Here is a 26,099-nt window from a genome sequence, read left to right as displayed (position 1 = left end):
AAGCGATCGGATGCCCGCCGAGTCGGGTTAAACTAATGGAAAATAAAAGTTGAGACTCTCGAATGAAAAAGAAAACATCGCTCAGCGAGGAGGATCAGACGCTGTTTCGCCAGCTGATGACCGGCACGCGTAAAATTAAACAGGACACCATTGTTCACCGACCTCCACGTAAAAAAATTGCCGAGGTTCCGGTTAAAAGACTGCTACAGGAGCAGGCTGATGCCAGCCACTATTTCTCGGATGAGTTTCAGCCGCTGCTGAATACGGACGGCCCGGTAAGATACTTGCGTGCCGACGTCAGCCATTTCGAACTGAAGAAAATGCGCCGTGGCGATTACTCTCCGGAGCTGTTTCTCGATCTGCATGGGCTGACCCAGCAGCAGGCCAAACAAGAGTTAGGCGCGCTGATTGCCGCCTGTCGTCGTGAGCATGTATTTTGCGCCTGCGTGATGCATGGCCACGGAAAACATATTTTGAAACAGCAAACGCCGCTTTGGCTGGTCCAGCATCCGCACGTGATGGCTTTTCATCAGGCACCGAAAGAGTACGGTGGCGACGCCGCGCTGCTGGTGCTAATTGAAGTAGAAGAGTGGCTACCGCCCGAACTTCCGTGATGCAGAAAAACAGAAAGAGCCGCGTTTGCGGCTCTTTGCATTTTCGGATGACGGCTGCGCCTTATCCGATACCAACCTTTTTAAATCGCTTTTGCCATTTTCAGGTTACACGGGCTCATCTGCCAGTTAAAAGTCCCCTTCCCGCTCTCATCAAGCGTTACGCTGGCAATCGCTGATGTGGTAAACATCGGCGGTGTTTCACCTGGGCAAAGCTCAGACACCAGATACCCCACTAAAGGCAAGTGAGAGATAACCAGTGCCGTGGCGATACCTTCATTGGCCAGAGCCTGTAAATAGGCACTGACCAGACCGACATCGCCGCAAGGAGTCAACTCCGGCAAAACATCCACACCGGTTGGCAGGTTCATACACTCCCCCACCACATCCAGCGTTTGTTCGGCTCGTAGGAACGGGCTCACCAGAACACGTTCGATATCCACTTTTTGACCTTTCAGCCAGTTCGCCATCAGGCGAGATTCGTCACAACCACAGGAGGTTAAGGGACGAACCGAATCACTGGCGGCATCGAGGGCCGCGTCGCCGTGACGCATGATAAAAACTTGCATATTGCACCGCTTTTGTTAACCAGAATCACCAATACCTTTATTCACAGCCCCTATTGGCCGTGCTAACGATATGGTGGCCGGCATTGTGCCTTATCCATTCACCGAATGAAACGCTGTTTTTTACCTCAACGGCGTAAGTATAGTCAATCTCTGTTTACATTTTGAGCGCGAGCCATACATTCAGTGCGGATTCATCCTACCTTTGACCTCATGAATTCAGGTCAGTTTCCCCAATATTCCAGAATTTTTCACTGTGTGCCGCCATCTGCAATAACTGTTCACACGGCGCAAACCGCGAGCCGTATTGCGTGGTCAGCCGTTGCAGAGTCGCAACCACTTCTCCCGCGCCGAGTGAATCCATATACCGGAACGGGCCGCCGAGGAATGGCGGAAAACCAATACCAAATACAGCGCCGATGTCGCCATCACGTGCGCTACGGACTATCTTCTCGTCGAAACAACGAGCAGCTTCATTGAGCATTAACATGACGCACCGCTCTGCTACCTGTGCAGCGGTAAGTCGGCCCTGACCCTGAACGCCAATAAGCGTATAAATTGCAGGGTCGACCTGTTTTTTGCTTTTACGCCCTTTCACACCATAAAGATAGAAACCCCGACCATTTTTTCTACCTTTGCGATCGTCATTCAAAATTGAAGCAACAACATTTGCAGGCGCGCTAAAACGTTCTCCATATGCAGCCTCAAGCACTGGTATAATTTTAGTGCCCGTATCAATTCCGACCTCATCCAAAAGTTGGATTGGCCCAACTGGAAAACCAAACTTAACCAGCGCGGCGTCTATGGTTTCGACCCGCTCGCCCTCGGTCAACATACGAATCGCTTCGTTAATGTAAGGCGCTAAAATGCGGTTAACGTAAAAGCCGGCCTTATCTCTGACCACTATCGGCGTTTTGCCCTGTTTTTTCGCTAACTTAACGGTAGTTGCAATCGTCTGCTCCGAGGTCGTGGCATGTGGGATCACTTCGACCAACGGCATTTTTTCCACCGGACTAAAAAAGTGTAAACCAATCACTTGTTCAGGCCTGGTAGCATTCGCAGCAATATCGCCAATGGGCAAAGATGAGGTGTTAGAAGCAAAAACGGTATGAGGTGCGCAATTTTGCTCAACTTCTGCCACCATCCGTTGTTTTAGCGACAGATCTTCAAACACGGCTTCAATAATCAAATCGCGATGCGCAAAGCCACGGTAGTCGATCGCTCCCGAAATCAGCGCCAGTTGTTTATCGCGTTCGCTGGCTTTGATATGACGGCGGCGAACCTTCGTTTCAAGCTGATCCCAGCTATACTTCAGCGCATGATTGATTCCCTTAGCATTTATATCTTTGATGCGCACAGGCAAGCCGCCTTTACAGGCCGTCACATAAGCAATACCGCCCCCCATCAGACCGCCGCCCAAAATGCCAACGCTGTCCAGCGGACCGGGCTTCGCATCGCTTCCCGGATCCTTTTTCACGTCGGTGTTGGCAAAAAAGATGTGCCGTAGCGCCTGAGACTGGGATGTCATCGCCAGCTCACCAAACGCGCGGGCCTCTGCGTCGTAACCACTACTGCTGCCTTGCGCTAGCCCGGTTTCGATGACCTCAAGGATACGTTCTGTTGCAGGGTAGTTACCTTGCGTTTTTTGCGCCGTCTTTTTACTGGCCATGCGGAACAACAGCGCCCGCCCCAGCGGCCCCGCCAACACTCGCTCTCTTACGGGCAGTGTTCGTTGCGCAGAACTGTCCTTTTTAGCCAGTTCAACGGCCGCTTCCAGCAAAATGGAATGCGGTACAACTTCATCCACTAAACCAACTTTCAGCGCCTGTTTTGCGCGTAATTGTTTTCCGGTGAGGATCATATCCAGTGCGGTACTGACGCCAATCAGGCGCGGCAGCCGCTGCGTACCACCGGAGCCGGGCAACAAGCCAAGTTGTACTTCCGGTAAACCCAGTACGGTTTTAGCATCATCGGTACAAATACGGTTGTGGCACGCCAGCGCCATCTCCAGGCCACCGCCGAGGCATGCACCATGAATCGCGGCGATAACCGGGATCGGTAAAGCATTAATTTCCGCCATCATCTGCTGCCCCTGACGGGCCAGCGTTTCGGCTTCCTGCGCGCTGCGACAGCTACCAATCATGTTGATATCCGCCCCGGCAATGAAGTTATCGGGTTTAGCCGAAATAAACACCACACCACGCAATGCTTTGTTATCGCGGATTTGTTTCAGAATGGCCCGCACCTGAGAAGCAAACTCTGCTTTCAGGGTGTTCATTTTCTCTCCGGGCACATCAATGGTGACAACAGCAACGTTATCCAGACGTACGTTTAGTGTAAAAGCCGATGTCATTTCCATTATTCCGCCTCCAGAACCATTGCCGCACCCAGACCACCAGCTGCACAGGCTGTCACTAAACCAAAACCGCCGCCACGACGACGCAGCTCATGGAGGGTTTGAGTGATCATGCGCGCACCGGTGGCAGCAAAGGGGTGTCCATAGGCAATCGATCCGCCCAGCACGTTAAATTTACTGTCATCAACCTCGCCAGTGGCATGCCTCCTGCCCAGCACGTCGCGGGCAAAACGTTCGCTACCCAACAGCTGAAGATTCGCCAGCGTTTGCGCGGCAAAGGCTTCATGCATATCGATCAGGGTTAAATCTGCCATCGTCAGACCGGCTCTCTCCAGGGCAAGCGGTGTTGACCACGCCGGTCCCAGCAGCATGTCCTGCCAGACATCGATGGCGGTAAAAGCAAAACTACGCAAGTACCCCAGCGGCACCAGCCCCAACTCTTTCGCACGCGACTCCGTCATCATGATCACGGCGGCAGCGCCGTCCGTTAGCGGGGTACTGTTTGCCGCGGTGACGGTGCCGTGCTTGCGGTCAAACGCCGGACGTAGTTTGGCGTAATCGGCCAGCGTAGAGTTACCGCGAATGTTGTTATCTTCTGAAAAAGGATCTTTAAACGGTGGCGCGTAGGTAGTCATTACCTCATCTGCCAGCTTTCCTTCAGCCCATGCCTGAGCGGCACGCTGATGAGAGCGGTGCGCCAGAGCATCCTGCTGCTCTCGGGTAATACCATAGGTTTTGGCCATTTGCTCAGCCGTATCCCCCATACGCAAACCGGTGGAATACTCGGCGACGGCCGGCGGCACAGGCATCAGGTCACGTAAGCGCAATCGGGAAAAGAGTTTAAGGCGTTGACCGGTTGTCCGGGCCTTATTGACATCCACCAGCACCCGCGCCAGCTTTTTACTAACGCCAATAGGCAAGACTGACGAGGAGTCCGCACCACCCGCAATTCCAGCACGAATAGACCCCGCCATCAGGCTTTCCGCGACATTCGCCACCGCCTGGAAACTGGTCGCGCAGGCCCTGCTCACGCTGTATGCATCGGTATGTACATTCATGCCGGTTCCCAGCACAATTTCACGAGCAATATTTGGTGCTTCAGGCATTTGCACCACCTGACCAAAAACCAGTTGCTCGATCACATCGGCAGGAATTTCGCTGCGCGCCAGCAGCTCACCGACGACCATTTTACCTAAATCAACGGCGGGAATGCCATGAAACGCGGTAGCCTGACGAGCAAATGGCGTACGCAATCCACTTACAATGGCAATACGGTCGCCCTGGCGGGTAACCAGCGGTAAAGCCTGACTCATAACACTCCCCTGTAAAAAAATAAAATAAGTGGTCTGACCTGATCATAGTCTTAACCAATTTTTTACATTTAGCCAAGCGGGGAGAAAAGAAAGTGGGAGCTAAGACACAGTGAATAATCACTGACAGTTACGAAAAAGCCCTTGCTATCAGATAGCAAGGGCTTTTGCAGAGGGGATTAACGCAGGCCCAGCTGGAAAATCAGCGTTTCAGCTTCACAGGCAAAAACAAAGTCGATATCCAGACGCACACCTTCTGACTCTTCAGTAAAGGTCGAAGTTATTTGGCAAGGCTCAGATTCCACGCCACGTGCCTTTTCAGTCAGAGCGGCCAGTGTTTCTTCTGCCTCTGCGCGATTCGCGAACACACGGCTGTAGGACGCGGTGCAATCGGAGTTGTCCATGATGGTGCCAACATCCATACAGCAGCAAACCGGGGTTTCATCAGCACTGCATTTACTCATTGTAGATTTCCTCTGTATTCGCACCTGAGGTGCCAGATAAACGATGGGGATATTTTACGCTCCCATTATTCGCCTCTCCAGTCGTTAATTGTACGAAATGCGATAAGTGACCGAAATCACACTTAAAAATGATCTAAAACAAAAATCGCCCAAACAGGTGAGTGCGCACCTCCGCAATTTTGCCAGCTGGATCGCGTTTCTCTGATCAAATTTGAAAATATTTATAAACATACTTGCAACATTCCAGCTGGTCCGACCTATACTCACGCCACTGGTCTGATTTCTAAGTCGTACCTCAGACCCTACACTTCGCGCTCCTGTTACGGTATGTAACATTGTTTGTATAAAAATAAATCTATGAGGTTATGGTCATGAGCCAGAAAACCCTGTTTACAAAGTCTGCTCTCGCAGTCGCAGTGGCAATTATCTCCACACAGGCCTGGTCTGCAGGCTTTCAGTTAAACGAATTTTCTTCCTCTGGCCTTGGCCGGGCATATTCGGGTGAAGGCGCAATTGCGGATGATGCAGGAAACGCCAGTCGTAACCCGGCACTGATTATGATGTTCGATCGCCCTACTTTCTCAGCAGGTGCGGTGTATATCGATCCAGACGTTAATATTTCCGGTAAATCGCCATACACCGGACGCAGCACTGATGCGGACAACATCGCGCCTACGGCGTGGGTTCCCAATGCTCACTTCGTGATGCCTATCAACGAACAGTTTGGTTGGGGTGCTTCCGTTACCTCAAACTATGGTCTGGCTACCGAATTTAACGACAGCTACATCGTTGGTGAATACGGCGGTAAGACCGACCTTAAAACGGTCAACCTTAACCTGAGCGGCGCCTACCGTCTGAATGATAGCTGGAGCTTCGGTCTCGGTTTTAACGCCGTTTATGCTGATGCAAAAATTGAACGTTATTCTGGTGAGCAAACGGCTGCATTACCGAAGGTCAGCAACAAAATTGCCAGCCTGAAAGGGGACGAATGGGGCTACGGCTGGAACGCCGGGATTTTGTACGAACTGGATAAAAATAACCGTTATGGTTTAACGTACCGTTCTGAAGTTAAAATTGATTTTGATGGCGATTATAAGAGTGGCATCCGTACCCAGGCGAACGCCATACCTGGCGCTGGCACTACATTCCCATGGGGAACGACCAATGCCACCGTCCCGGGTTCTCTGACACTTAACCTGCCTGAAATGTGGGAATTGTCAGGTTATAACCGTATTGCACCACAGTGGGCTATCCACTACAGCATGGCCTATACCAGCTGGAGTCAGTTCCAGGAGCTGAAAGCCACAGGTTCCAATGGACAGACACTGTTCTATAAAGAAGAAGGCTTCAAAGATTCTTACCGCATTGCATTGGGTACAACTTACTATATGGATAAAAGCTGGACGTTCCGTACCGGTATTGCTTATGACGATAGCCCGGTTCCAGCAAGCAAGCGTTCCATCTCCATTCCGGACCAGGATCGTCTGTGGCTGAGTGCGGGTACGACTTACGCATTCAATGATGACGCATCCATTGACGTCGGCGTTTCTTATATGCACGGCCAGAAAGTGACCGTTAAAGAAGGCCCGTATACTTTCGATTCTGAAGGTAAAGCCTGGCTGTTTGGTACAAACTTCAACTACGCATTCTGATTTTCTTCAGACGTAAAAAAGGTGAGCTTTTTAGCTCACCTTTTTATTTGCCCAATTCCTTACTCAGAATCGATCTCTTTTAAATCGTCCTGAATGTCTTTCGCGTTCGGGTTTTCTTCTGGTTTGAGTTTCCCACCGTTCGCAATAAAGTCATGACGCTGGAAGTAAGCTTCACGCACCATAATGTAAGGATCGGAAGACTGACGCAGCAGACCGTCAGAGTCGAGCAATTGCGCGCGAGTTTCAATCCCTTCAACCGTCCATTTGCCTATCGACAACGGCCAGGTCAGCCAAGACAGTACCGGATACAGGGTATCGACCATATCGCCGCCGTCATCACGCAGTGTGAAACTACCGTAGAACGGAAGCTGCATATACGGCCCGTAACCCACGTCATAGTGGCCTAACGTACTGCCAAAGCGGTGTGGTTCAACGCGTTGCAACTTCGGATTAGCCATACCTGCCACATCGATAAAGCCGCCCATACCTAACAGGGTATTCAGGAAGAAACGAGTAAAGTGCACCATCCCCTGATAAGGATCGCCTTGCAGGAAATAGTTGACCATGACGGCCGGTTCTTCAAGGTTCCCCGTAAAGTTGCTTAAACCATTACGCGCCGGCTGCGGAACATAATCACGCCAGGCCACTGCTACCGGTCGAACAACATAGGGATCCAACACGTTAAAGTTGAAGTTGTACATGGTACGGTTGAACCCTTCAAATGGGTCCGAACGCCCCTGCTGTTCAGTACCGGAGCTCGCACACCCCACCAAAAGTGTGGTTCCCAGCGCAAGCGCCGACAGGCGAAGCTTCATAAGTATCTCCCTGTGTTTTATGGCTATCGCTGATTGCCATCCATGACGGAACGATGACGTATCCGCCTGTTTAGATGTGAGCGATTGTAACAGCACGTCAAATGATGTCTATATACCCTGTCTTACTGATTTGATCATAGCCTGGTAATACGCACTCCGCGGCGGTTCTATTCTAACTAACCCGATAAAAACAAACGTTACTATTTTTGCTATCTCAGACTTTCTCCCGCTGATTTTCAGAGAAAAGCCGCTACGCTTTAGCAATACGTGCTTATTCAGGATTCGGCCATGAATGACATCAAGAAAGATAAGATTGATCGACACAGCGACGAACTCGAAGTGGAAAGCGATGAAAAACTAACAGGGAAAAAGATAGAGCTTGATGAGGACAGACTCCCCTCCCGCGCCATGGCGATCCATGAACATATTCGCCAGGATGGGGAGAAAGAGATGGAGCGCGACGCAATGGCCCTGCTGTGGTCAGCCATCGCAGCAGGACTGTCGATGGGTGCCTCGCTACTGGCTAAAGGGATTTTTCACGTACAGCTGGAAGGTGTGCCAGGGGGATTTTTACTCGAGAACCTCGGTTATACCTTCGGCTTTATTATTGTCATTATGGCCCGCCAACAACTCTTTACCGAAAATACCGTCACCGCCGTACTGCCGGTGATGCAAAACCCTACCCTCGGCAATTTTGGCCTGTTGATGCGCCTGTGGAGCGTGGTACTGCTGGGTAATATTATTGGCACCGGGGTTGCAGCATGGGCGTTTGAACATATGCCGATTTTTGATGAAGAGACCCGCGATGCTTTCGTCAAGATTGGCATGGATGTGATGAAAAACTCTCCTGTGGAGATGTTTTCCAACGCCATCATTTCTGGCTGGTTAATTGCCACGATGGTGTGGATGTTCCCCGCCGCCGGGGCGGCAAAAATTGTGGTCATTATTCTGATGACCTGGCTGATTGCGTTAGGCGATACCACGCATATCGTCGTTGGCTCGGTGGAAATTCTCTATCTGGTCTTTAATGGCACGCTGCACTGGAGTGATTTTTTCTGGCCCTTTGCGCTACCAACGCTCGCCGGGAATATCTGTGGCGGAACGTTTATTTTCGCGCTGATGAGCCATGCGCAGATCCGCAATGATATGAGCAACAAACGCAAGGAAGAAGCCCGGTTACAAGCAAAGCGTGATGAGCAAACGCAGAAAAACCAGAAAAAACAGGCCTGAATGGTGACTGTTTGAGCAGTCGGGCGGCCTGAGACTTACCGTTGTGAGTAAAAAACGCTATACTCGTGCCGCTTCGTCCCCTTAGTTAAATGGATATAACGAGCCCCTCCTAAGGGCTAGTTGCAGGTTCGATTCCTGCAGGGGACACTCTGAAATTAATGCATCCTGTTTAAATCCAATCAATTACCAGCCAGTTCATCACTGGGCCAGGCGGTAGAACGGCACATTCCTCACTGTTGCAGTAAGATTGTCGGACACCATTGTCTGCTTGGTAGCTATCCGCATCCCTGCTTTTCTCAGCCTCAACACATCAGCGGCAATACGCTGGCTGCCAAACCAGAAAAGCCCGTCCAGTGCAGTGACATCAAGGCCTGATTCAAGTGCCAGCTTCAGACGTTCGCGTGGTGCTTTTACTGTTTTAGCAATCTGCTGATATGGCGCTTCGCTTGAACCTGCAGGGCTAATGCGCCGGATTCGATGCGACAGGCGGTACTGAAATTCATCCGGTATCCCACCGAGACTCGCTTTCAGGCTGTAAACACAACCAAAGCGTTTGCCGTTAAAGATGACGTTTTTCTGACTAAGCTGCAGCTCTTCACGCACGCTGGCAATCAGTTGCGGGGTACGGAGTAATAACAGGCGGAAAGGCAACTCAAAACTGGTCACGTAGTCCACATTCAATAAAGCAATACGCAGACGCTCTTGCGGTCCCGCCTTCAATTCGCGACATTCAGTAATAACATCAGCCCACTGGCCGGTAAGGCGGGAACTCTCAGTCGCCTCAGTAAAGCTGTATTTTTCAGTCTCATAATCAATACGTTCAGTCACACGGAATTCCCTTCTGGCCACATCTCGGTATCGGTTGTTCACTTTACCAGCGACAAGATTGCTATGTCAGGAATCTTTGCTTAACCCGCCCAATATTTGCTTCATACCATCACACTAAGATGACGACAACTGACCGATCCGGCGCGTTTACCGGATCGGTACAGCGGCGTCATGTCAGACAACAAAACGATTGACCAGCCCCTTCATGGTGACCGACAGATTGTCCAGCCGCTGGCTGTCGCTCGCGGCCTGAGAAACCAGCGCCGCATTTTGCTGCGTAACCTGCTCCATCGGTCGCAGAGCCTGGTTTATCTGGGTTACCCCTTGCGACTGTTCCGTCGCCACGCGCGCGATATCCGCAATATATTGCTTCATACTGGTGGTATTGTCCGCTGCCGCTTCCAGCGCGGTAGCTGATGCCGTGACCCGCTCAACGCCCTCACTAATTTTAACCATGTTCTGCGCAACCAGCTCGCGGATCTGGTTAGCTTCTTTGGCGCAACGCTGGGAAAGATTCCGCACTTCACTGGCCACAACCGCAAACCCCCTGCCCATCTCTCCTGCCCGCGCAGCTTCCACTGCCGCATTCAGCGCCAGTAAGTTAGTCTGAAACGAGATATCATCAATTGAGGTCACAATATTCGATATTTTCTCACTGGAAGCGCGAATATCCCCCATACTCTGGTTCGCCGCAGTGGCAACGTTACTGGCCTGTCGGACCTCTTTTTCCAACCTGATTGTCAGATGCTCCGCTTCGCGGGCATTATCCGCTGTTTGCGTAATCGCAGTTGATAGCTGCTCCATACTGGCCACGGCTTGTACTATTGATGCAGCCTGTTCATCTGTACGTTGAGCCAAATCCTGATTTCCCACCGTAATACTGCTGCTGGCATCGGACAAAACCACGGCGCCTTGTTTAATCTCCTGTACGATATGCTGAATACTTTCCAGCATCGTGTTATAGGCACGATTAAGTGAGGAAAGCTCATCTTTACCCGGCGTCGCCAGACGTTGAGTCAGATCGCCATTCATCCCCGCAATCTTGCGCAGCGTGTCGCTGAATTGTCGATGCATATTGATTGCGATGGCTCCAGCGAAGGTCAATGATGCCAGTAGCGCTAACAAGCTGACGACCATATATATTTGCCAGTTTTTTCGTGCATCCTGCGCGAGTTTTTCTGCATTCGCCAACAGAAAATTCGCCGTCACATTTTCTATCTGCCGCATCACTTCAATACGCTGAGTTTGTACTTTGAACCAGGTAGTAGGATCGACACCAAATCCACCGTTCTCGACATGATTAAACGCGGTTTCACGAAATGAGAGGGCTTTTGACGCTTCTGCAGATTGTAAGCGATTTTTCAACATGGCCGCCTGTTCAGGCGAGCTCAGGCGCAACGATTGTGCCAGCCAGACGTTCTGTTTACTGACGACATCACTGAGCTGATGTAACTGTCCGTCGGCGAAATGACCGGAGGAAAAGATATTTGATAACAGTGCCCGTTCAATACCCGCTTGTTCTTTCAAATTCAGCAGATTGTAGTAGGCGGCGAATGCGTTTGCCATTTCGCCAGAATCCGTCAACTGCCCCAACTTACCGACAAAACTCAGCACATCAGCAATGACGTTGGTGTAAAACTTGACCACATCTGCGGCTGGAAGCCCCAACTGCGTGACATTTTCCCGGATGGTGGCGAGCGAAAGAATGTTTTTCTTAAACGCAGCGACAGAGGTAGCAACATCCCCTTCCGGTAATGCAGTATCGGACAACGAGCGCACGAATACCTCGATCTCGCGATCGGTCAAAGCCCGCTGTGCGTTTAACTCATCTTTGAACGTAGTCCCTGCAGCCCCCAGAAATCCGACACTCATTCCCCGTTCTTTTTGCAGTTCATGCACCACATTTCCAGCACTGCGTGCGAGCGCTGTCAGTTGGGCAATATTCTCCATCTGCCGTTCTGTCTCAATACGCGTCAATATTCCTGAACCTGCAAACCAACACAACGCCAGTAATAGTGGTTGTAGCGCGATTATTAACTTCATTTTCATCGGCATTCGATAAACCCACCACATGCCACTTCCCTCCATTGTCCATATTTTCATTATGGTTATCGGCGTAAAGAAGCGGCTCTTTAAATTTGAGCAATGGGCAACTGTTTGTTTTTTAGATTAAATATTTACCAGGATAACTCTATTTAATTACTTCAATCAGAATAAAACGCTGTCTAATGTGAATCTGCAAACCTATGCTCCATCTTATTAACTTATTCGGCATATTATTTTTTATTAAAAAAATCAGGTAATCATCAACTGATTCAGCAAGGGAGAGAGACTCAGGACAGTGATAGCAGCCGAGATAACAGCCGTGACTACGGCCATCATTCTGGCGTCCCACCGAACGTTAAGGTTATAATCCTTACAATGATTTTTTGGATTAGAAGCGACAATGACAAAACTTACCCTACAAGAACAGATGCTTAAAGCGGGTCTGGTCAGCAGCAAAAAAATGGCGAAAGTGCAGAGAACGGCGAAAAAATCGCGCGTTCAGGCTCGTGAAGCCAGAGAAGCGGTTGAAGAGAATAAAAAAGCGCAGATCGAGCGTGATAAGCAACTCAGCGAACAACAGAAGCAGGCCACGTTGTCTAAAGAGTATAAAGCGCAGATCAAGCAACTAATTGAAATGAATAAAATCACCATTACCCGTGGCGATATTGGTTACAACTTTACTGACAATAATCTGATCAAAAAAGTCTATGTTGATAAGGTGACTCAGTCTCAGTTGATCAAGGGCCGTCTGGCTATTGCCCGTCTGACGGCTGAAAGTGGTAGCGAGAGCGAATACGCCATCATTCCGGCAGTCGTCGCCGACAAGATTGCCCAGCGCGATGCAAGCTATATCGTGCTTAATTGCGAACTGAGCCAGGAAGCTAAGGATGAAGACGATCCGTATGCTGATTTTGTCATTCCTGATGATCTGATGTGGTAAGCAAAACCCCTCAATAATCACCCGGAATTTCGTCACATATTTCGGTGAACGCTCACGCTGCCACCGAAATACTGTCAACGTCTCTTCATCCCCACATTCCGCCTGCTAAAACTTATAGTGTTCTTTGCTCAGTCCGTATTTTCTCATGCGTAAATAGAGTTTTTTACGCGGGATTTGTAGATACTCCGCGACTTCATTAATACGCCCCTGATGGATATTTAGCGCTTCAGTAATGATCTGCCGCTCGTACTCGTCGACCCGACGATCGAGCGGTGTCGGTTGAGGCAAATGCAGTTGCGGATTCGCGGTTTCAGCCAGTGGCAATAGCCCAACGGCAAAAAGCTCGGCGGCATTGGCCAGTTCCCGAACATTGCTTAACCACACGCGACGCCGCATACCTTTTAGTAATTCCCCGTCAATCTCAGGCACAGGATGGTTCAGACGCAGACAGGCTTTCTGCAGATAATGGCGAAACAGCGGTTCAACATCATCCGGGCGCTGAGACAACGGCTGGCAACCAATTTGCGTCATCGCAAAACAGTAATAGAGTTCGGCCACAATCTGGTTGGTTGCCGCCAGTTCCACCAACGAAGTGGCGCCAATGCCAATTAGGCGAAACGGACGTCGCTCCTGGCTTTGCAAATGCACCAGATGGTGCTGCTGTTCACGCGTCAGGCACTCAATATGGCTCAGAACCAGCGTTCCCCCTTGCGCCTGGGCAATAAGGTCATTGAGTTGTTCCGAGTTCCCGGGCGTCAGTTCACCGCGAATAAACGCGCCTTCAGCGCTGCGCCCAAGTTGATGTAAATAACGGGCCCCGGTCATACGCCCGGTTCCCGGCTCGCCATAAAACCAGACGGCAATATCCGTTTCCGCCAGTTGCCGTAAACGCTGGCGATACTGATTAACCCAGTCACTGTAGCCGACCAGTTCAACTTGTAGCTTTTGCTGGCAATAGTGACGACGTGCAATCACAGATTTTCTCTGACGCAACGCATCCTCTACCAACACCAGCAGTTTGCCAGGATCAACCGGTTTTTGCAGAAAGTCCCACGCCCCTTTCTTCACCGCGTCCACCGCCATCGGAACATCGCCATGCCCGGTGATCAACAGGATCGGAAGCTGATTGTCATCCTGATGAAACAACGTCATCAGGTCGATTCCATTACAGCCAGGCATACACACATCGCTCAGGACAATCCCTGGCCAGTCGGCCTGCAACCAATTTCGGGCATCAAAAGGGTTACTGCATGCGAATACATGATATCCCTCCTGTTCAAGTAACAGGGTGTAAGCGTCGAGAACATCGGCATCATCATCAATAAGCAGAACAGAATATTCATCACTCAACATCGTTTACATCCGTCAGATTAAATTGCAGAACGACGCAGGCATTGCGCCCCGGGGTTGACGCCAGGCGCAGTTCGCCGTTCATTTGCATCATTAACGATACACAAATCGATAAGCCAATACCGAGGCCAACATCCTTACTGGTGGTAAACGGTTTTAACAGTGATGGTAATAATGCCCCTGGCCAGCCGGGGCCGTTATCGCTGATAAATACGCACAACCGGCTGCCTTCGGCCTGCCAGTGAACATCTATTTTCGCCGCTACCGGACAGGCATCCAGCGCATTTGCCAGGACGTTTACCAGCACCTGCTGAATACGCACTTCATCACCAGCCACCCACACGCTCCGATCTGGGAGCGTCAGCGTACCCTGCTGTGGCTTATGCCGCATGGACAACAGTTCCCAGGCAGCATTGAACGTTTGTCGGAGATCGACCGGATGCAGAGGCGTACCTGGCTCGGCTCGGCGCGCAAACTGACGCAGCGAACGGATAATGGCATCAATGCGAGTAATCAGTCCCTCCGCTTTGGTTAATGTGCTTCTGGCCTGAGCGGATTGCCCCTGTTCAATTGCCCTCCCCGCCGTAAACAGGTACATCGACAGCGCATTCAGCGGTTGATTAATCTCGTGCGCCAGCGTGGTCATAGTCTGGCCGACCACTGCCAGTTTTGCGGTTTGGATCAGCTCATCCTGCGTTGCGCGAAGATCGGATTCAATCTCTTTGCGCTCTGTCACTTCCTGCTCCAGCTGATTTTTTTGCGCGCTCAACTGGCCCAGAGTATGGCGCAGCAAGCCTGCGATACGCCCCAGTTCATCGCGTCCATATACCGGGATAGTGGCATCCGTTCTGCCAAGACCAATTTGCACCACGGCCTGGTTGAGCGCAGTAAAACGTTTCACCAGACGCGAACGAATGAAAAAGTGATTAAGCCCCCAGGCGAGAAGTAGCGCCAGCAGCGTCGCCAGCAGGATAAGTCCACCGCTGACACGAACAATTTGTTCCAGCCGTTGGTTAAACGTCTGCATTTGCTGATGGCTGCTCCCCAGTTGCGCTTCAAGCAGTGTTCGAAAGCGCCCAAGTGTGGCCTCTCTGGCATGGCTGGCATCAACGAGCGCTTTTTGCGCTGCGACATAATCGCGCATGGTATCGGGCATTTTATTTTTCATCATCCCGATTTCCAGCAGCTCATCGATAGTTTGTCGCAGTGTGATAGTGCTGGGCCAGTCATCAAGGGTACGGATATTTTCATCCGCCGTTTTCTTCAGATTTTCCAGGTAGCGGATGTGATTCTCCACCAGCATTCCGTCGTCGCTACCCGATTTCAGTTCATTAAGCCTGTCGCGTAAATCATCAACGATCTGGTTTTCAATTCTTGCCAGGGTGTAAACCTGCTGCTGCTCGTTTTGCACCTCTCGGGCACGTTTGAGATACAGCGCCGCATCACCATTTTTGGCCTCGATTTGATCCAGCAACGTCCCCTGCTGCCAGGTAAAATCCTGCACCAGTGAATTCAGCTCAGTAGTAAAATCATCATGTAGCCAATCAATGCGCGCGGAAAGTTCGCTCACTTTTTCGCGTACAAGGAACATGTTGTAGAGCACCCGATCCAGTTCCGCCATCAGCGCCCGGCTGTCTTGCAAAATCACCGCCAGTTGCTGCTGTTCTGCTGGTTGCAACCCCCTGCTCAGCACTTCGATTTTATCCAGATGCGAGATTATCTGATTGCGCAGTTGCAGCCTTACCGTCGTATTGGGAGCCAGCAGGAATTCATTAAGTTGGTCCACAACCAGGTTGAGATTCCCTTCAATCAAAAAAGCGGAATGCACGCGCGGGAAGTAATCATCAAGCGAATAGCGTATCTGCGAGCTCTGTTCATGCCAGGAGTACAAACTGACGCAGCTTACGCTCAACGTCAGTAATGCGCCCGTCAGAAAGGCTCCTCGCAGACTGCTGCTGATGCTGAGCTGACGCAGACGGTGCAGTATCGATCCCCCTTTCATTTTAATTCTTCCAGTTTTGATATCGCCTGACGCTGATTTTTAAGAAACCAGAGCTGCCACTCCATCATCTGCTGTTCGGCAACGCTTTTATTATCAAACTGCGCAAGCCAGGCTTCATCTTCACTACTTTTGGCATCTATCGGAACGCTGGTCAGTAAGGCTCTGATTTCGGGTAGCGGGCGTTTCAGGCGAGCTTCCGCACTGTATAGCGCCCGCCATGCATCCTTTAGTTGCGCAAGACGAAAACTGATGGCGGTATCAAACATCCGCTGCACCAACTGTTGCCGCTTAAGGATCAGCCGATAATTAAGCGCAGGCTGGTTCATTAAAATGGCCTGCTGAGCAGCGCGGGGATTATCAGATGCGAGCTGCGTTACCGGGTATTTCCCCGTATTCGCATCCGCAAGGATCCGCTGTCCCTCCGGGCTTAACAAATAGCGGATAAAACGACGCGCTTCATTGGGGTGCTGGCTGTTATTGAGAACAGCAACATAGGTTGGCGATACCGCCGAGCGTGGAAAATAGGTAAATGCCAGGTGAGGATCGTTAAGCAGCAAGTTGGCATAATTATCAATGACCGGCCCCGCAACGCCTAGGCCGCTCTTAATTTTGTCGGCTACGCCAAAACTGCGTGATGAAATCGTCACCAAATTTCCAGCACTCGCCAGTAATGTCGCCCAGCCCTCTTCCCACCCTTTTTGCTGTAGCAACGATTCAACCATCAGATGGTTGGTATCGGAACGCGATGGGCTACTCATTAACAAAGCGTTCTGATATTTAGGATGCGTTAAATCCCCCCAGTCAGCAGGAGGCGACAAATGACGCGCCGCCAGCGCAGAACGGTTAATCAACAGGCCAAAACCAGATATCGCAACAGCCACGGAGGTAGAACGAATCGAGTCCGGCACCAGCCGCTGGCTTTCCGGCAGCACATTATCGAAGGGCGCCAGCTTCTGATGCTCCTGAAGATGCTGCAACAGCATGGGCGACGAGGTCAAAATCAAATCGACGTTCTCCGCATTGGCAGTATCAAGCAGTTGTTCCAGTGAACTGCTGGTCCGGTTTAATGTGCGAATCATCACCGACCCCGGTTCCGTCTGCCAACGCTGAATAATCCAGGCCGTTGCCCCCGGTGAAAAGGTTGTTGCCATTACCAGCTCTTTACCCTGCGCCAGACAACTCACCGACAGCGACATAAAACAGAGCGAGATCGCCCAACAACGCCCCCGGTCCAAAAGTCTGTTTGTGATCCCGTTCATAAATACCAACATGTGCAAAAAATAATATTGAGACAAAACTTACCCGTTTATCACTGCCAGAGTTAAGAATAAGGTTATTCGTAGAATAACCAAACGGAAAGTGACGGCATCGGTAAAGAATACCCGAAAATGCAGCCTGAATTTGTTAATATCCGCACACGCTGATGATAAAAACGTCCGTAAAAGAATAGAATTTAAAATCCATTATTTAAAAAGAGTCAAAATCAGCTACGCAATCCACAAATTGTGTCAATAGTGACTCATTTCATCAACTTGAGTTTCTCTGCCGTTTATTTCACTCTTCACTGCGAAAAATCCTGATATTCACATCAATATAAATTTAGGTGATGATATGTTATCAATATTTAAAGCAGGGCCAGCGGCAAATAAAGTCCCGGCGGAGAAAGTCCAGGAAACTTATGGCCGATACCGCATTCAGGCATTACTCAGCGTATTTCTTGGCTATCTTGCGTACTATATTGTGCGCAATAACTTCACGCTCTCAACACCGTACCTGAAGGAACATCTGGATCTCAGTGCCACACAAATTGGTCTACTCAGCAGCTGCATGCTTATTGCTTATGGGATCAGTAAAGGCATTATGAGCAGCCTGGCAGACAAGGCCAGCCCTAAGGTCTTTATGGCATGCGGCCTGATTCTGTGCGCCATTGTAAACGTCGGGTTAGGATTCAGTACCGGATTCTGGATTTTTGCCGCTCTGGTCGTTTTCAATGGTTTGTTCCAGGGTATGGGCGTTGGCCCTTCATTTATTACCATTGCCAACTGGTTTCCGCGTAAAGAACGTGGACGCGTTGGCGCATTCTGGAATATCTCTCACAATGTTGGCGGTGGTATTGTTGCCCCGATCGTGGGTACCGCCTTTGCCATTTTGGGGAGCGAGCACTGGCAAAGTGCTAGCTATATTGTTCCGGCCGGTGTGGCCGTCCTGTTCGCTTTTATTGTGCTAATGCTCGGGAAAGGTTCACCGCGCCAGGAAGGCTTACCGGCTCTGGAACAAATGATGCCGGAAGAAAAAGTCGTATTAAATTCCCGACACGCTGTCCAGGCGCCAGAAAATATGAGTGCCTTCCAGATCTTCTGCACTTATGTGCTGCGTAATAAGAATGCCTGGTATGTTTCACTGGTAGATGTCTTCGTCTATATGGTGCGTTTTGGCATGATTAGCTGGTTGCCTATTTATCTGTTAACCGAAAAACATTTTTCGAAAGAGCAAATGAGCATCGCTTTTCTGTTTTTTGAATGGGCAGCAATCCCTTCCACATTACTGGCGGGTTGGCTTACCGATAAACTGTTTAAAGGCCGTCGCATGCCGCTGGCCATGATTTGTATGGCGCTGATTTTCGTCTGTTTGATCGGCTACTGGAAAAGTGAATCCCTGCTGATGGTCACTATTTTTGCCGCCATTGTGGGTTGCCTGATCTATGTTCCACAGTTCCTCGCTTCTGTTCAGACGATGGAAATCGTCCCCAGCTTCGCAGTGGGGTCAGCGGTAGGTTTACGCGGATTTATGAGCTACATTTTTGGCGCGTCGCTGGGAACCAGCCTGTTTGGCGTAATGGTCGACAAAATGGGATGGCATGGCGGATTCTATCTGTTGATGGGTGGGATTGTCTGCTGCATCCTGTTTTGCTACCTCTCTCATCGTGGCGCGCTGGAGCTCGAACAGCAGCGAAAAAATGCTCAGCACGAGGAAGCCTCACTCCAGTTGGCGGATGCCCGGTAATTCATTTCGCTCTCACAAAAAAGTGCCAGCGATGCTGGCACTTCAATAACTCAGATAAATAAAAAAGCTCAACGTGATAATTTATTGCTAAACGTAACATTCCAAATTATTGCTTACCGTAACCCACCATAAAGCGAATAATCAAACCGCAAGCAGGAGCAAGAAACAGGAATAACCCGGTTACCATTTCGTTACCATTGGTCAATCGCATAGTAAAAAAGTAAATTAATGCCGTAAGGATGGCCATGCCGAGAAAAGCGCTGATTGACGCCGCAGCGCCCATAACCTGCCAGATATAGCAACTGACGCACAAAATGCTCAGAGCGAGAAAGATCCAGAAATAGAGCATAGCGATACCTCCTGTTTGCCGTAAACTTAACGTAAGTCCTTACACTCCCTTAACTTTATATTCTAAGACAATTCCTATCCTCGTGCAATTTCAGCAACATCTTAGTTACAAAAATCCTTCACCTGCATACTATTACTCTCTCGGGCAGACATTTATTTAATCTGCATAAAAACAACGGATTATATATAGGTTAATTTTTGTTCTTAATCGCCTTAAAAACATTTACGAATCTTGAGTAATTATTTCTGGCTGACATTAATTTTCGGGTGTACATTGTGCGTCCGATCATTCATGCCCCCTCGTGGTTTTGTCCTGACTCAGTTTTACACTCTTTACAGGAACCAATGTCGTTCATGGCGGCCTAACGATCAGTAAAGAGAGTAAAGCGAAAGACAAAGAATCTTCGCGATACATCTATTTCGTATCAACAACAGGTGCTTATGTTCCCCCAATGTAAATTTTCACGCGCGTTTTTGCATCCGCGCTACTGGCTCACGTGGTTTGGTGTTGGAGTGCTCTGGTTACTGGTACAGCTTCCCTATCCCGTATTGTGTTTTCTTGGTACCCGTACAGGAACGCTGGCTCGTCCATTTTTAAAACGCCGTGAATCTATTGCACGTAAAAATCTCGAACTCTGTTTCCCAAATTTGTCGCAGGAAGAAAGAGACAAACTGGTCGATGAGAATTTCCGTTCACTCGGCATGGGGCTACTTGAAACAGGTATGGCCTGGTTCTGGCCGGACCGTCGAGTGCGTAAATGGTTTGATGTAGAAGGACTGGACAACCTGAAACGCGCCCAGTTGCAAAATCGTGGTGTGATGGTTGTAGGCGTACACTTTATGTCGCTCGAGTTGGGTGGCCGCGTAATGGGACTTTGTCAGCCAATGATGGCGACCTATCGCCCGCACAACAATAAGTTGATGGAGTGGATCCAAACCCGCGGTCGTATGCGCTCCAACAAGGCGATGATCGGCAGAAATAATCTGCGTGGTATTGTCGGCGCTCTCAAAAAAGGAGAAGCCGTATGGTTTGCCCCCGATCAGGACTACGGTCGTAAAGGAAGCTCATTTGCCCCCTTCTTTGCCGTCAAAGATGTGGCAACCACCAACGGTACTTACGTGCTGTCGCGTTTGTCGGGTGCAGCGATGCTGACCGTAACCATGGTGAGAAAAGCAGATAACTCAGGTTATCGCCTGTTCATCACGCCTGAAATGGAAGGTTACCCGGCTGATGAGTGCCAGGCAGCGGCCTATATGAATAAAATTATCGAAAAAGAGATCATGCGCGCCCCCGAGCAGTATCTCTGGATCCACCGTCGCTTCAAAACGCGCCCGATGGGTGAAGCCTCGTTGTATATCTGAAAAGAAAGGCCGCAAGGCCTTTCTTTTTTTCTACGGCTGAATTACTTCACGCCCCATTTATTGTGGAGTTCAGTCATTCGTTCGCTATAGCTTCGGGCAATGCAGGCTGGCTCATCATCCTTCTCCTTCCAGCACTCGTTGCGTCCTTTGATCCAACCGCGCTGCTCTGCTTTTAACATCGGATCATTCTTCGATTTAGCCAGTGCCTGTTTAAAAATTTCGTTCAATTTCAGATCCATTGCAGAGAGCGATGGGCTCTGGCAAATAATATCTTCCGCACTTCCCTTTTGAACAGCAGAGCAGGAGTAAGACGGACCAGCGTTGGTCGATTTTTTCGCTGGAGAGTAATCAATATTGTCCTCCGGCAGGCAAACCCCGTGCTTACGATTAGGTCCAGTCCAGGATACGTCCGGATTTCCGTCATCTTTGCGGGAGATAGAAACGGTATTTTTACCACTTGTCGCCTCCCAATAGTTTTCATTGAAAGCCTTCACCGTCGCCTTCGCGCCATCGATCCAGACATTGCCTTTACCATCACTATTCACACCACCAATACTTGCGCAGCTGAAATTGAACGCCAGCGGCGAGGCCGCCATCGACGTCAACGGCGTAAGAGCGAGTGCTAACATCATTAACCTGGTCATTTTTAACCTTTTCATTATTAAATTCCGCGAAAAATTAACCGCATTAACATCATGGCGATATGAGAACTATCCGAGTAAGCATTCCGTCGCTCAATAGCAATTTATTACCGAGAGAAATTAAACTGTCGCCGAATCACGACACTTGTAAGTTATTAAAATTAAATAAAAAAATGCCTCTTGTCTCACCTCATTTTTAGGCGTACATTAGCGCCGTCTGGAGCATTAAAGCTCAGAATTCTGAGGTGATGCAGCCAAGTAAACGAGGGGAATTCTCCATTTCGTTTATGCGTGCATCAGCTCTCTGTCAGGTAAGCATATGTTCATTTAGACATACCCAAGGTATGCGGAGAGATGAAAAGTGAAATATTTCTTTATGGGCATTTCTTTTATGGTCATCGTTTGGGCCGGTACTTTCGCCCTGATGATCTAAATTAAAAGACGCAGCAAAAAACAGGAGCCATAAGGCTCCTGTTTGCATTTTGGGGGAACATTCGGTCAGTCGGTACTTTCAGAAGCCGATTTTGCACTGGTCGGTAACAGGCCATCTGCACGGAACATTGCTTTGATACCGCGAATAGCCTGGCGGGTACGGTCACGGTTTTCAATCAACGCAAAACGCACATGCGTATCACCATAATCACCAAACCCAATCCCCGGCGAAACGCATACCTTCGCTTCGTTCAGCAGTTTCTTGGCAAACTCAAGTGACCCCATCCCGGCGTATTGCTCTGGAATTTTCGCCCAAACGTACATCGAGGCCTTGGGCATCTCGACCATCCAGCCAGCTTCATGCAGCCCTTTGACCAGCACATCACGACGACGTTTATACTGCTCTGCAATATCTCGCACGCACTGCTGATCGCCTTCCAGCGCGGCGATGGCCGCAACCTGTAACGGTGTAAAGGTTCCGTAATCGTGATAGCTCTTAATTCGCGCCAGCGCGTTCACCAGCGTTTTATTGCCCACCATAAAACCGATACGCCAGCCCGCCATGTTGTAGCTTTTCGACAGAGTGAAAAATTCAACTGCGACATCGCGAGCGCCCGGTACCTGCATAATCGATGGCGCTTTCCAGCCGTCATAAACAATATCAGCGTAGGCCAGGTCGTGAACCACCAGCACGTCATAGCGTTTAGCCAGAGCCACAACTTTTTCGAAGAACTCCAGCTCGACGCATTGTGCCGTCGGGTTCGACGGGAAACCTAAGATCATCATCTTCGGTTTCGGATAGCTTTCGCGAATCGCGCGCTCCAGCTCATTAAAGAAATCGACGCCTTCGACCAGCGGCACAGATCGTACCTGCGCGCCGGCAATCACCGCGCCATAAATATGGATGGGATAACTTGGGTTGGGTACGAGGACCGTATCACCGTGATCGAGCGTTGCCAGCATCAGGTGCGCAAGTCCCTCTTTGGAACCGATGGTCACAATGGCTTCGGATTCAGGATCGATCTCAATGTCATAGCGTTCCTGGTACCAGCGGGAAATCGCCCGACGCAGACGCGGAATACCGCGAGAGGTGGAATAACCGTGCGTATCCGGGCGCTGCGCCACGGTACACAGTTTTTCAACAATGTGAGGAGGCGTGGCCCCATCCGGGTTCCCCATGCTGAAGTCGATAATATCTTCGCCGCGCCGACGCGCAGCCATCTTCAGTTCAGCCGTGATGTTAAAAACGTACGGGGGAAGGCGATCAATACGCGTAAAGCGACGTTCAGGGCGGGAGTCAGCCATAATATCCTCAGATTAACGTTAGCGCCCGGACCGTCCGAGCGACGCTGCCACGATGGTGGCACGTTTAGAAAATAGCCTGAATAATTTCCTTCTGTCGAGAGGCAAAACAAAATATTTTTTCCTGACAAAAAAGAGGAACAACATAGTAAAATGAGGAAATATTCATTTTCACAACCTGCTTAAAATTACCATCATTTAACATTTTGTTGTTAAATACATTACCTTGAATGCAGCGCTGACAGGACAGGTATTGTAAATACAACAATCATGCAACAATCCCCTTTTAATGTTATGGTTTTTCCTCATTAGGCACAGGCTGCGTGGGTGCTGGTCATCCTGGCCCAGGTTACCTATCATAGAGGTTTAACCCTTGCGCAAGAGTCACCCGTGCACGAAATATTCAATATGCTGCTGGCGGTATTTGACCGGGCAGCACTGATGCTGTTCTGTCTGTTTTTCCTGATTCGTATCCGCCTGTTCCGCGAACTGTTGCACAAATCAGCCCACTCCCCAAAAGAGCTGCTCGCCGTTACCGCGATTTTCTCAATGTTTGCCCTGTTCAGTACCTGGTCCGGCGTACCGGTTGAAGGCTCACTGGTTAACGTGCGTATTATCGCGGTCATGTCAGGGGGGATTCTGTTTGGCCCGTGGGTCGGTATCATTACGGGCCTCATCGCGGGTACCCACCGCTATCTGATCGACATCGGCGGCGTCACCGCCCTGCCCTGTTTTATCACCAGTATTCTGGCAGGCTGTATTGCCGGGTGGATCAACCGTAAGATCCCTAAAGCGCAGCACTGGCGAGCAGGCATTTTAGGCGGAATGCTGTGCGAATCCCTGACGATGATCCTCGTCGTCGTCTGGGCCCCCTCTACCGCACTGGGACTGGATATTGTCTCAAAAATCGGTATCCCAATGATCCTGGGCAGCGTCTGCATTGGCTTTATCGTCATGCTAGTGCAAAGCGTGGAGGGCGAGAAAGAGGCCAGCGCCGCGAAGCAGGCCAAGCTGGCGCTGGATATTGCCAACAAAACCTTGCCGCTTTTTCGGCAGGTTAACAGCGAGTCGCTCCGCCAGGTATGCGAAATTATTCGCCATGACATCCATGCGGACGCCGTCGCAATTACCAATACCCAGCACGTTCTGGCCTACGTTGGCGTGGGGGAACTTAACTACCGTGATAACGATGATTTCGTCAGTCCTACCACGCAGCAGGCGATCAATTACGGAAAAATCATCATTAAAAACAATGATGAAGCGCATCGCACACCGGAAATACACTCCATGCTGGTGATCCCGCTGTGGGAGAAAGGTGTTGTCACCGGTACGCTAAAAATCTACTACTGTCACGCCCACCAGATAACCTCCTCGCTGCAGGAAATGGCTATTGGCCTGTCGCAAATTATCTCGACTCAGCTTGAAGTTTCCCGGGCGGAACAGCTACGTGAAATGGCAAATAAGGCAGAGCTACGCGCACTACAAAGTAAAATAAATCCCCATTTCCTGTTTAACGCCCTGAACGCAATTTCGTCGTCGGTGCGACTTAACCCGGACACCGCACGCCAGCTCATTTTTAATTTGTCGCGTTATCTTCGCTACAATATCGAATTAAAAGACGATGAGCAGATCGACATCAAAAAAGAGCTGTATCAAATCAAGGATTACATCGCCATCGAACAAGCGCGTTTTGGCGACAAACTAACGGTTATTTATGATATCGATGAAGAGGTAAGCTGTTATATCCCCAGCCTGCTGATTCAGCCGCTGGTAGAAAACGCTATCGTCCATGGGATTCAGCCCTGCAAAGGGAAAGGCGTGGTTACCATCAGCGTGGCGGAGTGTGGTAACCGGGTTCGTATTGCTGTGCGGGATACGGGCCACGGTATCGATCCAAAAGTGATTGAACGGGTCGAATCCAATGAAATGCCGGGCAATAAAATTGGTCTGTTGAATGTGCACCATCGCGTTAAGCTGCTCTACGGTGAGGGATTACATATCCGCCGTCTGGAGCCAGGCACTGAGATTGCCTTTTATGTACCGAATCAGCATTCGCCCGCAGCCGCACCGGCCACATTGTTGCTTTAACCAGGAGTGAAGTCGTGAAAGTCATCATTGTTGAAGATGAATTCCTGGCCCAACAGGAACTGAGCTGGCTGATAAAAGAGCACAGCCAGATGGAGATTGTCGGCACGTTTGACGATGGTCTGGACGTGCTGAAATATCTCCAGCACAACCGCGTTGACGCCATTTTTCTGGATATTAATATTCCCTCGCTGGACGGCGTATTGCTGGCACAAAATATCAGCCAGTTCGCGCATAAACCCTTTATTGTGTTTATTACCGCGTGGAAAGAGCACGCCGTTGAAGCCTTCGAACTGGAAGCTTTTGACTACATTCTGAAGCCGTACCAGGAATCACGCATTGTCAGCATGCTGCAAAAGCTGGAAGCCGCCTGGCAACAGCAGCAAACGGGAACTTCGCCCGCCAGTCCGGTGGCCCGCGAAAACGATACGATCAACCTGATCAAAGATGAGCGGATCATCGTGACCCCGATCAACGACATCTACTACGCAGAAGCCCATGAAAAGATGACGTTTGTCTACACCCGGCGCGAATCGTACGTGATGCCGATGAACATCACCGAATTTTGCAGCAAACTGCCGGCTTCGCATTTCTTCCGCTGCCACCGCTCGTTCTGCGTGAATCTGAATAAAATCCGCGAGATCGAACCCTGGTTTAACAATACCTATATTTTGCGCTTAAAAGATCTGGAATTTGAAATCCCGGTTAGTCGGAGTAAAGTGAAAGAGTTCAGACAGTTAATGCACTTATAGCGCA

The 26,099-nt window shown here is 50.0% G+C and carries 22 protein-coding genes and 1 tRNA gene; 10 read left to right on the top strand and 13 right to left on the bottom strand.

Features of this window, described 5'->3' with window-relative positions; genetic code table 11:
• Positions 1 to 62 precede the first annotated feature (62 nt).
• Positions 63 to 614, top strand: a complete 552-nt coding sequence (smrB, locus tag OGV57_RS17765) for an endonuclease SmrB (RefSeq protein ID WP_286531502.1) — start codon at positions 63 to 65, stop codon at positions 612 to 614.
• Positions 615 to 694: 80 nt separating this feature from the next.
• Here smrB and sixA read toward each other — a convergent pair whose 3' ends face one another.
• The 4 genes from sixA to OGV57_RS17745 form a co-directional block, all read right to left on the bottom strand.
• Positions 695 to 1,180 (bottom strand): phosphohistidine phosphatase SixA, encoded by a 486-nt coding sequence (sixA, locus tag OGV57_RS17760; protein ID WP_003028179.1) that lies wholly within the window; start codon positions 1,178 to 1,180, stop codon positions 695 to 697.
• A gap of 208 nt (positions 1,181 to 1,388) precedes the next feature.
• Positions 1,389 to 3,536, bottom strand: coding sequence for a fatty acid oxidation complex subunit alpha FadJ (fadJ, locus tag OGV57_RS17755; RefSeq protein WP_044714073.1), 2,148 nt, complete (start codon positions 3,534 to 3,536; stop codon positions 1,389 to 1,391).
• Complete coding sequence (gene fadI / locus OGV57_RS17750) at positions 3,536 to 4,846, bottom strand: acetyl-CoA C-acyltransferase FadI (RefSeq protein ID WP_016150715.1); 1,311 nt, start codon at positions 4,844 to 4,846, stop codon at positions 3,536 to 3,538. Before fadI ends, fadJ begins: the two co-directional genes overlap by 1 nt.
• 176 nt (positions 4,847 to 5,022) lie before the next feature.
• Positions 5,023 to 5,307, bottom strand: coding sequence for a YfcZ/YiiS family protein (locus OGV57_RS17745; protein WP_003834838.1), 285 nt, complete (start codon positions 5,305 to 5,307; stop codon positions 5,023 to 5,025).
• Positions 5,308 to 5,678: 371 nt separating this feature from the next.
• Here OGV57_RS17745 and fadL point away from each other — a divergent pair, with 371 nt between their 5' ends.
• Positions 5,679 to 6,959, top strand: coding sequence for a long-chain fatty acid transporter FadL (gene fadL, locus OGV57_RS17740; protein ID WP_003845058.1), 1,281 nt, complete (start codon positions 5,679 to 5,681; stop codon positions 6,957 to 6,959).
• A gap of 59 nt (positions 6,960 to 7,018) precedes the next feature.
• On the opposite strand, the gene mlaA is transcribed toward fadL, so the two are convergent.
• The gene (gene mlaA, locus OGV57_RS17735; RefSeq protein ID WP_003028190.1) at positions 7,019 to 7,774 is read right to left on the bottom strand and encodes a phospholipid-binding lipoprotein MlaA; all 756 of its coding nucleotides are present in this window, start codon (positions 7,772 to 7,774) and stop codon (positions 7,019 to 7,021) included.
• A gap of 288 nt (positions 7,775 to 8,062) precedes the next feature.
• Here mlaA and OGV57_RS17730 point away from each other — a divergent pair, with 288 nt between their 5' ends.
• Both OGV57_RS17730 and OGV57_RS17725 read left to right on the top strand, forming a co-directional pair.
• Positions 8,063 to 9,004 (top strand): formate/nitrite transporter family protein, encoded by a 942-nt coding sequence (locus OGV57_RS17730; protein WP_003839292.1) that lies wholly within the window; start codon positions 8,063 to 8,065, stop codon positions 9,002 to 9,004.
• Positions 9,005 to 9,079: 75 nt separating this feature from the next.
• Positions 9,080 to 9,151 (top strand) — tRNA-Arg (locus OGV57_RS17725).
• Positions 9,152 to 9,202: 51 nt separating this feature from the next.
• Here OGV57_RS17725 and OGV57_RS17720 read toward each other — a convergent pair.
• Complete coding sequence (locus tag OGV57_RS17720; RefSeq protein ID WP_003028217.1) at positions 9,203 to 9,832, bottom strand: ECs1377 family protein; 630 nt, start codon at positions 9,830 to 9,832, stop codon at positions 9,203 to 9,205.
• 174 nt (positions 9,833 to 10,006) lie between these two features.
• The gene (locus OGV57_RS17715; protein ID WP_003839290.1) at positions 10,007 to 11,905 is read right to left on the bottom strand and encodes a methyl-accepting chemotaxis protein; all 1,899 of its coding nucleotides are present in this window, start codon (positions 11,903 to 11,905) and stop codon (positions 10,007 to 10,009) included.
• A gap of 373 nt (positions 11,906 to 12,278) precedes the next feature.
• Here OGV57_RS17715 and OGV57_RS17710 point away from each other — a divergent pair, with 373 nt between their 5' ends.
• The gene (locus OGV57_RS17710; protein ID WP_003839289.1) at positions 12,279 to 12,818 is read left to right on the top strand and encodes a DUF2058 domain-containing protein; all 540 of its coding nucleotides are present in this window, start codon (positions 12,279 to 12,281) and stop codon (positions 12,816 to 12,818) included.
• A 105-nt stretch (positions 12,819 to 12,923) separates the two neighbouring features.
• Here the strand turns inward: OGV57_RS17710 and pgtA are convergent, their stop codons facing one another.
• Genes pgtA through pgtC form a run of 3 tightly spaced genes read right to left on the bottom strand, consistent with a single transcriptional unit; the run spans position 12,924 to position 17,366 of the window.
• On the bottom strand, positions 12,924 to 14,171 hold the full coding sequence (gene pgtA / locus OGV57_RS17705; protein WP_003839279.1) for a two-component system response regulator PgtA: 1,248 nt from the start codon (positions 14,169 to 14,171) through the stop codon (positions 12,924 to 12,926).
• Positions 14,161 to 16,155, bottom strand: a complete 1,995-nt coding sequence (gene pgtB / locus OGV57_RS17700; protein WP_170926233.1) for a two-component system sensor histidine kinase PgtB — start codon at positions 16,153 to 16,155, stop codon at positions 14,161 to 14,163. The genes pgtA and pgtB overlap by 11 nt, the downstream gene beginning before the upstream one ends.
• An 11-nt stretch (positions 16,156 to 16,166) precedes the next feature.
• Positions 16,167 to 17,366, bottom strand: coding sequence for a phosphoglycerate transport regulator PgtC (gene pgtC / locus OGV57_RS17695; protein ID WP_103790837.1), 1,200 nt, complete (start codon positions 17,364 to 17,366; stop codon positions 16,167 to 16,169).
• A 415-nt stretch (positions 17,367 to 17,781) separates the two neighbouring features.
• Between pgtC and pgtP the strand changes: the two genes are divergently transcribed.
• Positions 17,782 to 19,173 (top strand): phosphoglycerate transporter PgtP, encoded by a 1,392-nt coding sequence (gene pgtP, locus OGV57_RS17690; protein ID WP_054528622.1) that lies wholly within the window; start codon positions 17,782 to 17,784, stop codon positions 19,171 to 19,173.
• 106 nt (positions 19,174 to 19,279) lie between these two features.
• Here the strand turns inward: pgtP and OGV57_RS17685 are convergent, their stop codons facing one another.
• Positions 19,280 to 19,522, bottom strand: a complete 243-nt coding sequence (locus OGV57_RS17685; protein WP_003028231.1) for a YfdY family protein — start codon at positions 19,520 to 19,522, stop codon at positions 19,280 to 19,282.
• Between the two features lie 440 nt (positions 19,523 to 19,962).
• Here OGV57_RS17685 and lpxP point away from each other — a divergent pair, with 440 nt between their 5' ends.
• Positions 19,963 to 20,883, top strand: a complete 921-nt coding sequence (gene lpxP / locus OGV57_RS17680; RefSeq protein ID WP_003845019.1) for a kdo(2)-lipid IV(A) palmitoleoyltransferase — start codon at positions 19,963 to 19,965, stop codon at positions 20,881 to 20,883.
• 41 nt (positions 20,884 to 20,924) lie between these two features.
• Here the strand turns inward: lpxP and OGV57_RS17675 are convergent, their stop codons facing one another.
• Positions 20,925 to 21,542, bottom strand: coding sequence for a lysozyme inhibitor LprI family protein (locus OGV57_RS17675; protein WP_046670112.1), 618 nt, complete (start codon positions 21,540 to 21,542; stop codon positions 20,925 to 20,927).
• Positions 21,543 to 21,885: 343 nt separating this feature from the next.
• Between OGV57_RS17675 and ypdK the strand changes: the two genes are divergently transcribed.
• Entirely contained in the window at positions 21,886 to 21,957 is a 72-nt protein-coding gene (gene ypdK / locus OGV57_RS17670; protein ID WP_010723117.1) for a membrane protein YpdK, read from the top strand.
• Positions 21,958 to 22,022: 65 nt separating this feature from the next.
• Here the strand turns inward: ypdK and alaC are convergent, their stop codons facing one another.
• On the bottom strand, positions 22,023 to 23,261 hold the full coding sequence (alaC, locus tag OGV57_RS17665) for an alanine transaminase (protein WP_054528623.1): 1,239 nt from the start codon (positions 23,259 to 23,261) through the stop codon (positions 22,023 to 22,025).
• Between the two features lie 387 nt (positions 23,262 to 23,648).
• On the opposite strand from alaC, the gene OGV57_RS17660 reads away from it, so the two are divergent.
• Both OGV57_RS17660 and ypdB read left to right on the top strand, forming a co-directional pair.
• A complete protein-coding gene (locus OGV57_RS17660) occupies positions 23,649 to 25,346 on the top strand; it encodes a sensor histidine kinase (protein ID WP_003028239.1) in 1,698 nt (565 codons plus the stop codon).
• 14 nt (positions 25,347 to 25,360) lie between these two features.
• Entirely contained in the window at positions 25,361 to 26,095 is a 735-nt protein-coding gene (ypdB, locus tag OGV57_RS17655; RefSeq protein ID WP_032936528.1) for a two-component system response regulator YpdB, read from the top strand.
• Positions 26,096 to 26,099: the final 4 nt, after the last annotated feature.

This window comes from Citrobacter sp. Cf087 (genome assembly GCF_030334285.1).
Taxonomy (GTDB): domain Bacteria; phylum Pseudomonadota; class Gammaproteobacteria; order Enterobacterales; family Enterobacteriaceae; genus Citrobacter; species Citrobacter freundii.
This window is presented reverse-complemented; position numbering and strand designations above follow the sequence as displayed.

Excerpts from the sequence above, each read along its gene's own strand:
- smrB (WP_286531502.1), top strand. The coding sequence starts at position 63 with ATGAAAAAGAAAACATCGCTCAGCGAGGAGGATCAGACGCTGTTTCGC.
- sixA (WP_003028179.1), bottom strand. The coding sequence starts at position 1,180 with ATGCAAGTTTTTATCATGCGTCACGGCGACGCGGCCCTCGATGCCGCC.
- fadJ (WP_044714073.1), bottom strand. The coding sequence starts at position 3,536 with ATGGAAATGACATCGGCTTTTACACTAAACGTACGTCTGGATAACGTT.
- fadI (WP_016150715.1), bottom strand. The coding sequence starts at position 4,846 with ATGAGTCAGGCTTTACCGCTGGTTACCCGCCAGGGCGACCGTATTGCC.
- OGV57_RS17745 (WP_003834838.1), bottom strand. The coding sequence starts at position 5,307 with ATGAGTAAATGCAGTGCTGATGAAACCCCGGTTTGCTGCTGTATGGAT.
- fadL (WP_003845058.1), top strand. The coding sequence starts at position 5,679 with ATGAGCCAGAAAACCCTGTTTACAAAGTCTGCTCTCGCAGTCGCAGTG.
- mlaA (WP_003028190.1), bottom strand. The coding sequence starts at position 7,774 with ATGAAGCTTCGCCTGTCGGCGCTTGCGCTGGGAACCACACTTTTGGTG.
- OGV57_RS17730 (WP_003839292.1), top strand. The coding sequence starts at position 8,063 with ATGAATGACATCAAGAAAGATAAGATTGATCGACACAGCGACGAACTC.
- OGV57_RS17715 (WP_003839290.1), bottom strand. The coding sequence starts at position 11,905 with ATGTGGTGGGTTTATCGAATGCCGATGAAAATGAAGTTAATAATCGCG.
- OGV57_RS17710 (WP_003839289.1), top strand. The coding sequence starts at position 12,279 with ATGACAAAACTTACCCTACAAGAACAGATGCTTAAAGCGGGTCTGGTC.
- pgtA (WP_003839279.1), bottom strand. The coding sequence starts at position 14,171 with ATGTTGAGTGATGAATATTCTGTTCTGCTTATTGATGATGATGCCGAT.
- pgtC (WP_103790837.1), bottom strand. The coding sequence starts at position 17,366 with ATGTCGCTGTCGGTGAGTTGTCTGGCGCAGGGTAAAGAGCTGGTAATG.
- pgtP (WP_054528622.1), top strand. The coding sequence starts at position 17,782 with ATGTTATCAATATTTAAAGCAGGGCCAGCGGCAAATAAAGTCCCGGCG.
- OGV57_RS17685 (WP_003028231.1), bottom strand. The coding sequence starts at position 19,522 with ATGCTCTATTTCTGGATCTTTCTCGCTCTGAGCATTTTGTGCGTCAGT.
- lpxP (WP_003845019.1), top strand. The coding sequence starts at position 19,963 with ATGTTCCCCCAATGTAAATTTTCACGCGCGTTTTTGCATCCGCGCTAC.
- OGV57_RS17675 (WP_046670112.1), bottom strand. The coding sequence starts at position 21,542 with ATGAAAAGGTTAAAAATGACCAGGTTAATGATGTTAGCACTCGCTCTT.
- alaC (WP_054528623.1), bottom strand. The coding sequence starts at position 23,261 with ATGGCTGACTCCCGCCCTGAACGTCGCTTTACGCGTATTGATCGCCTT.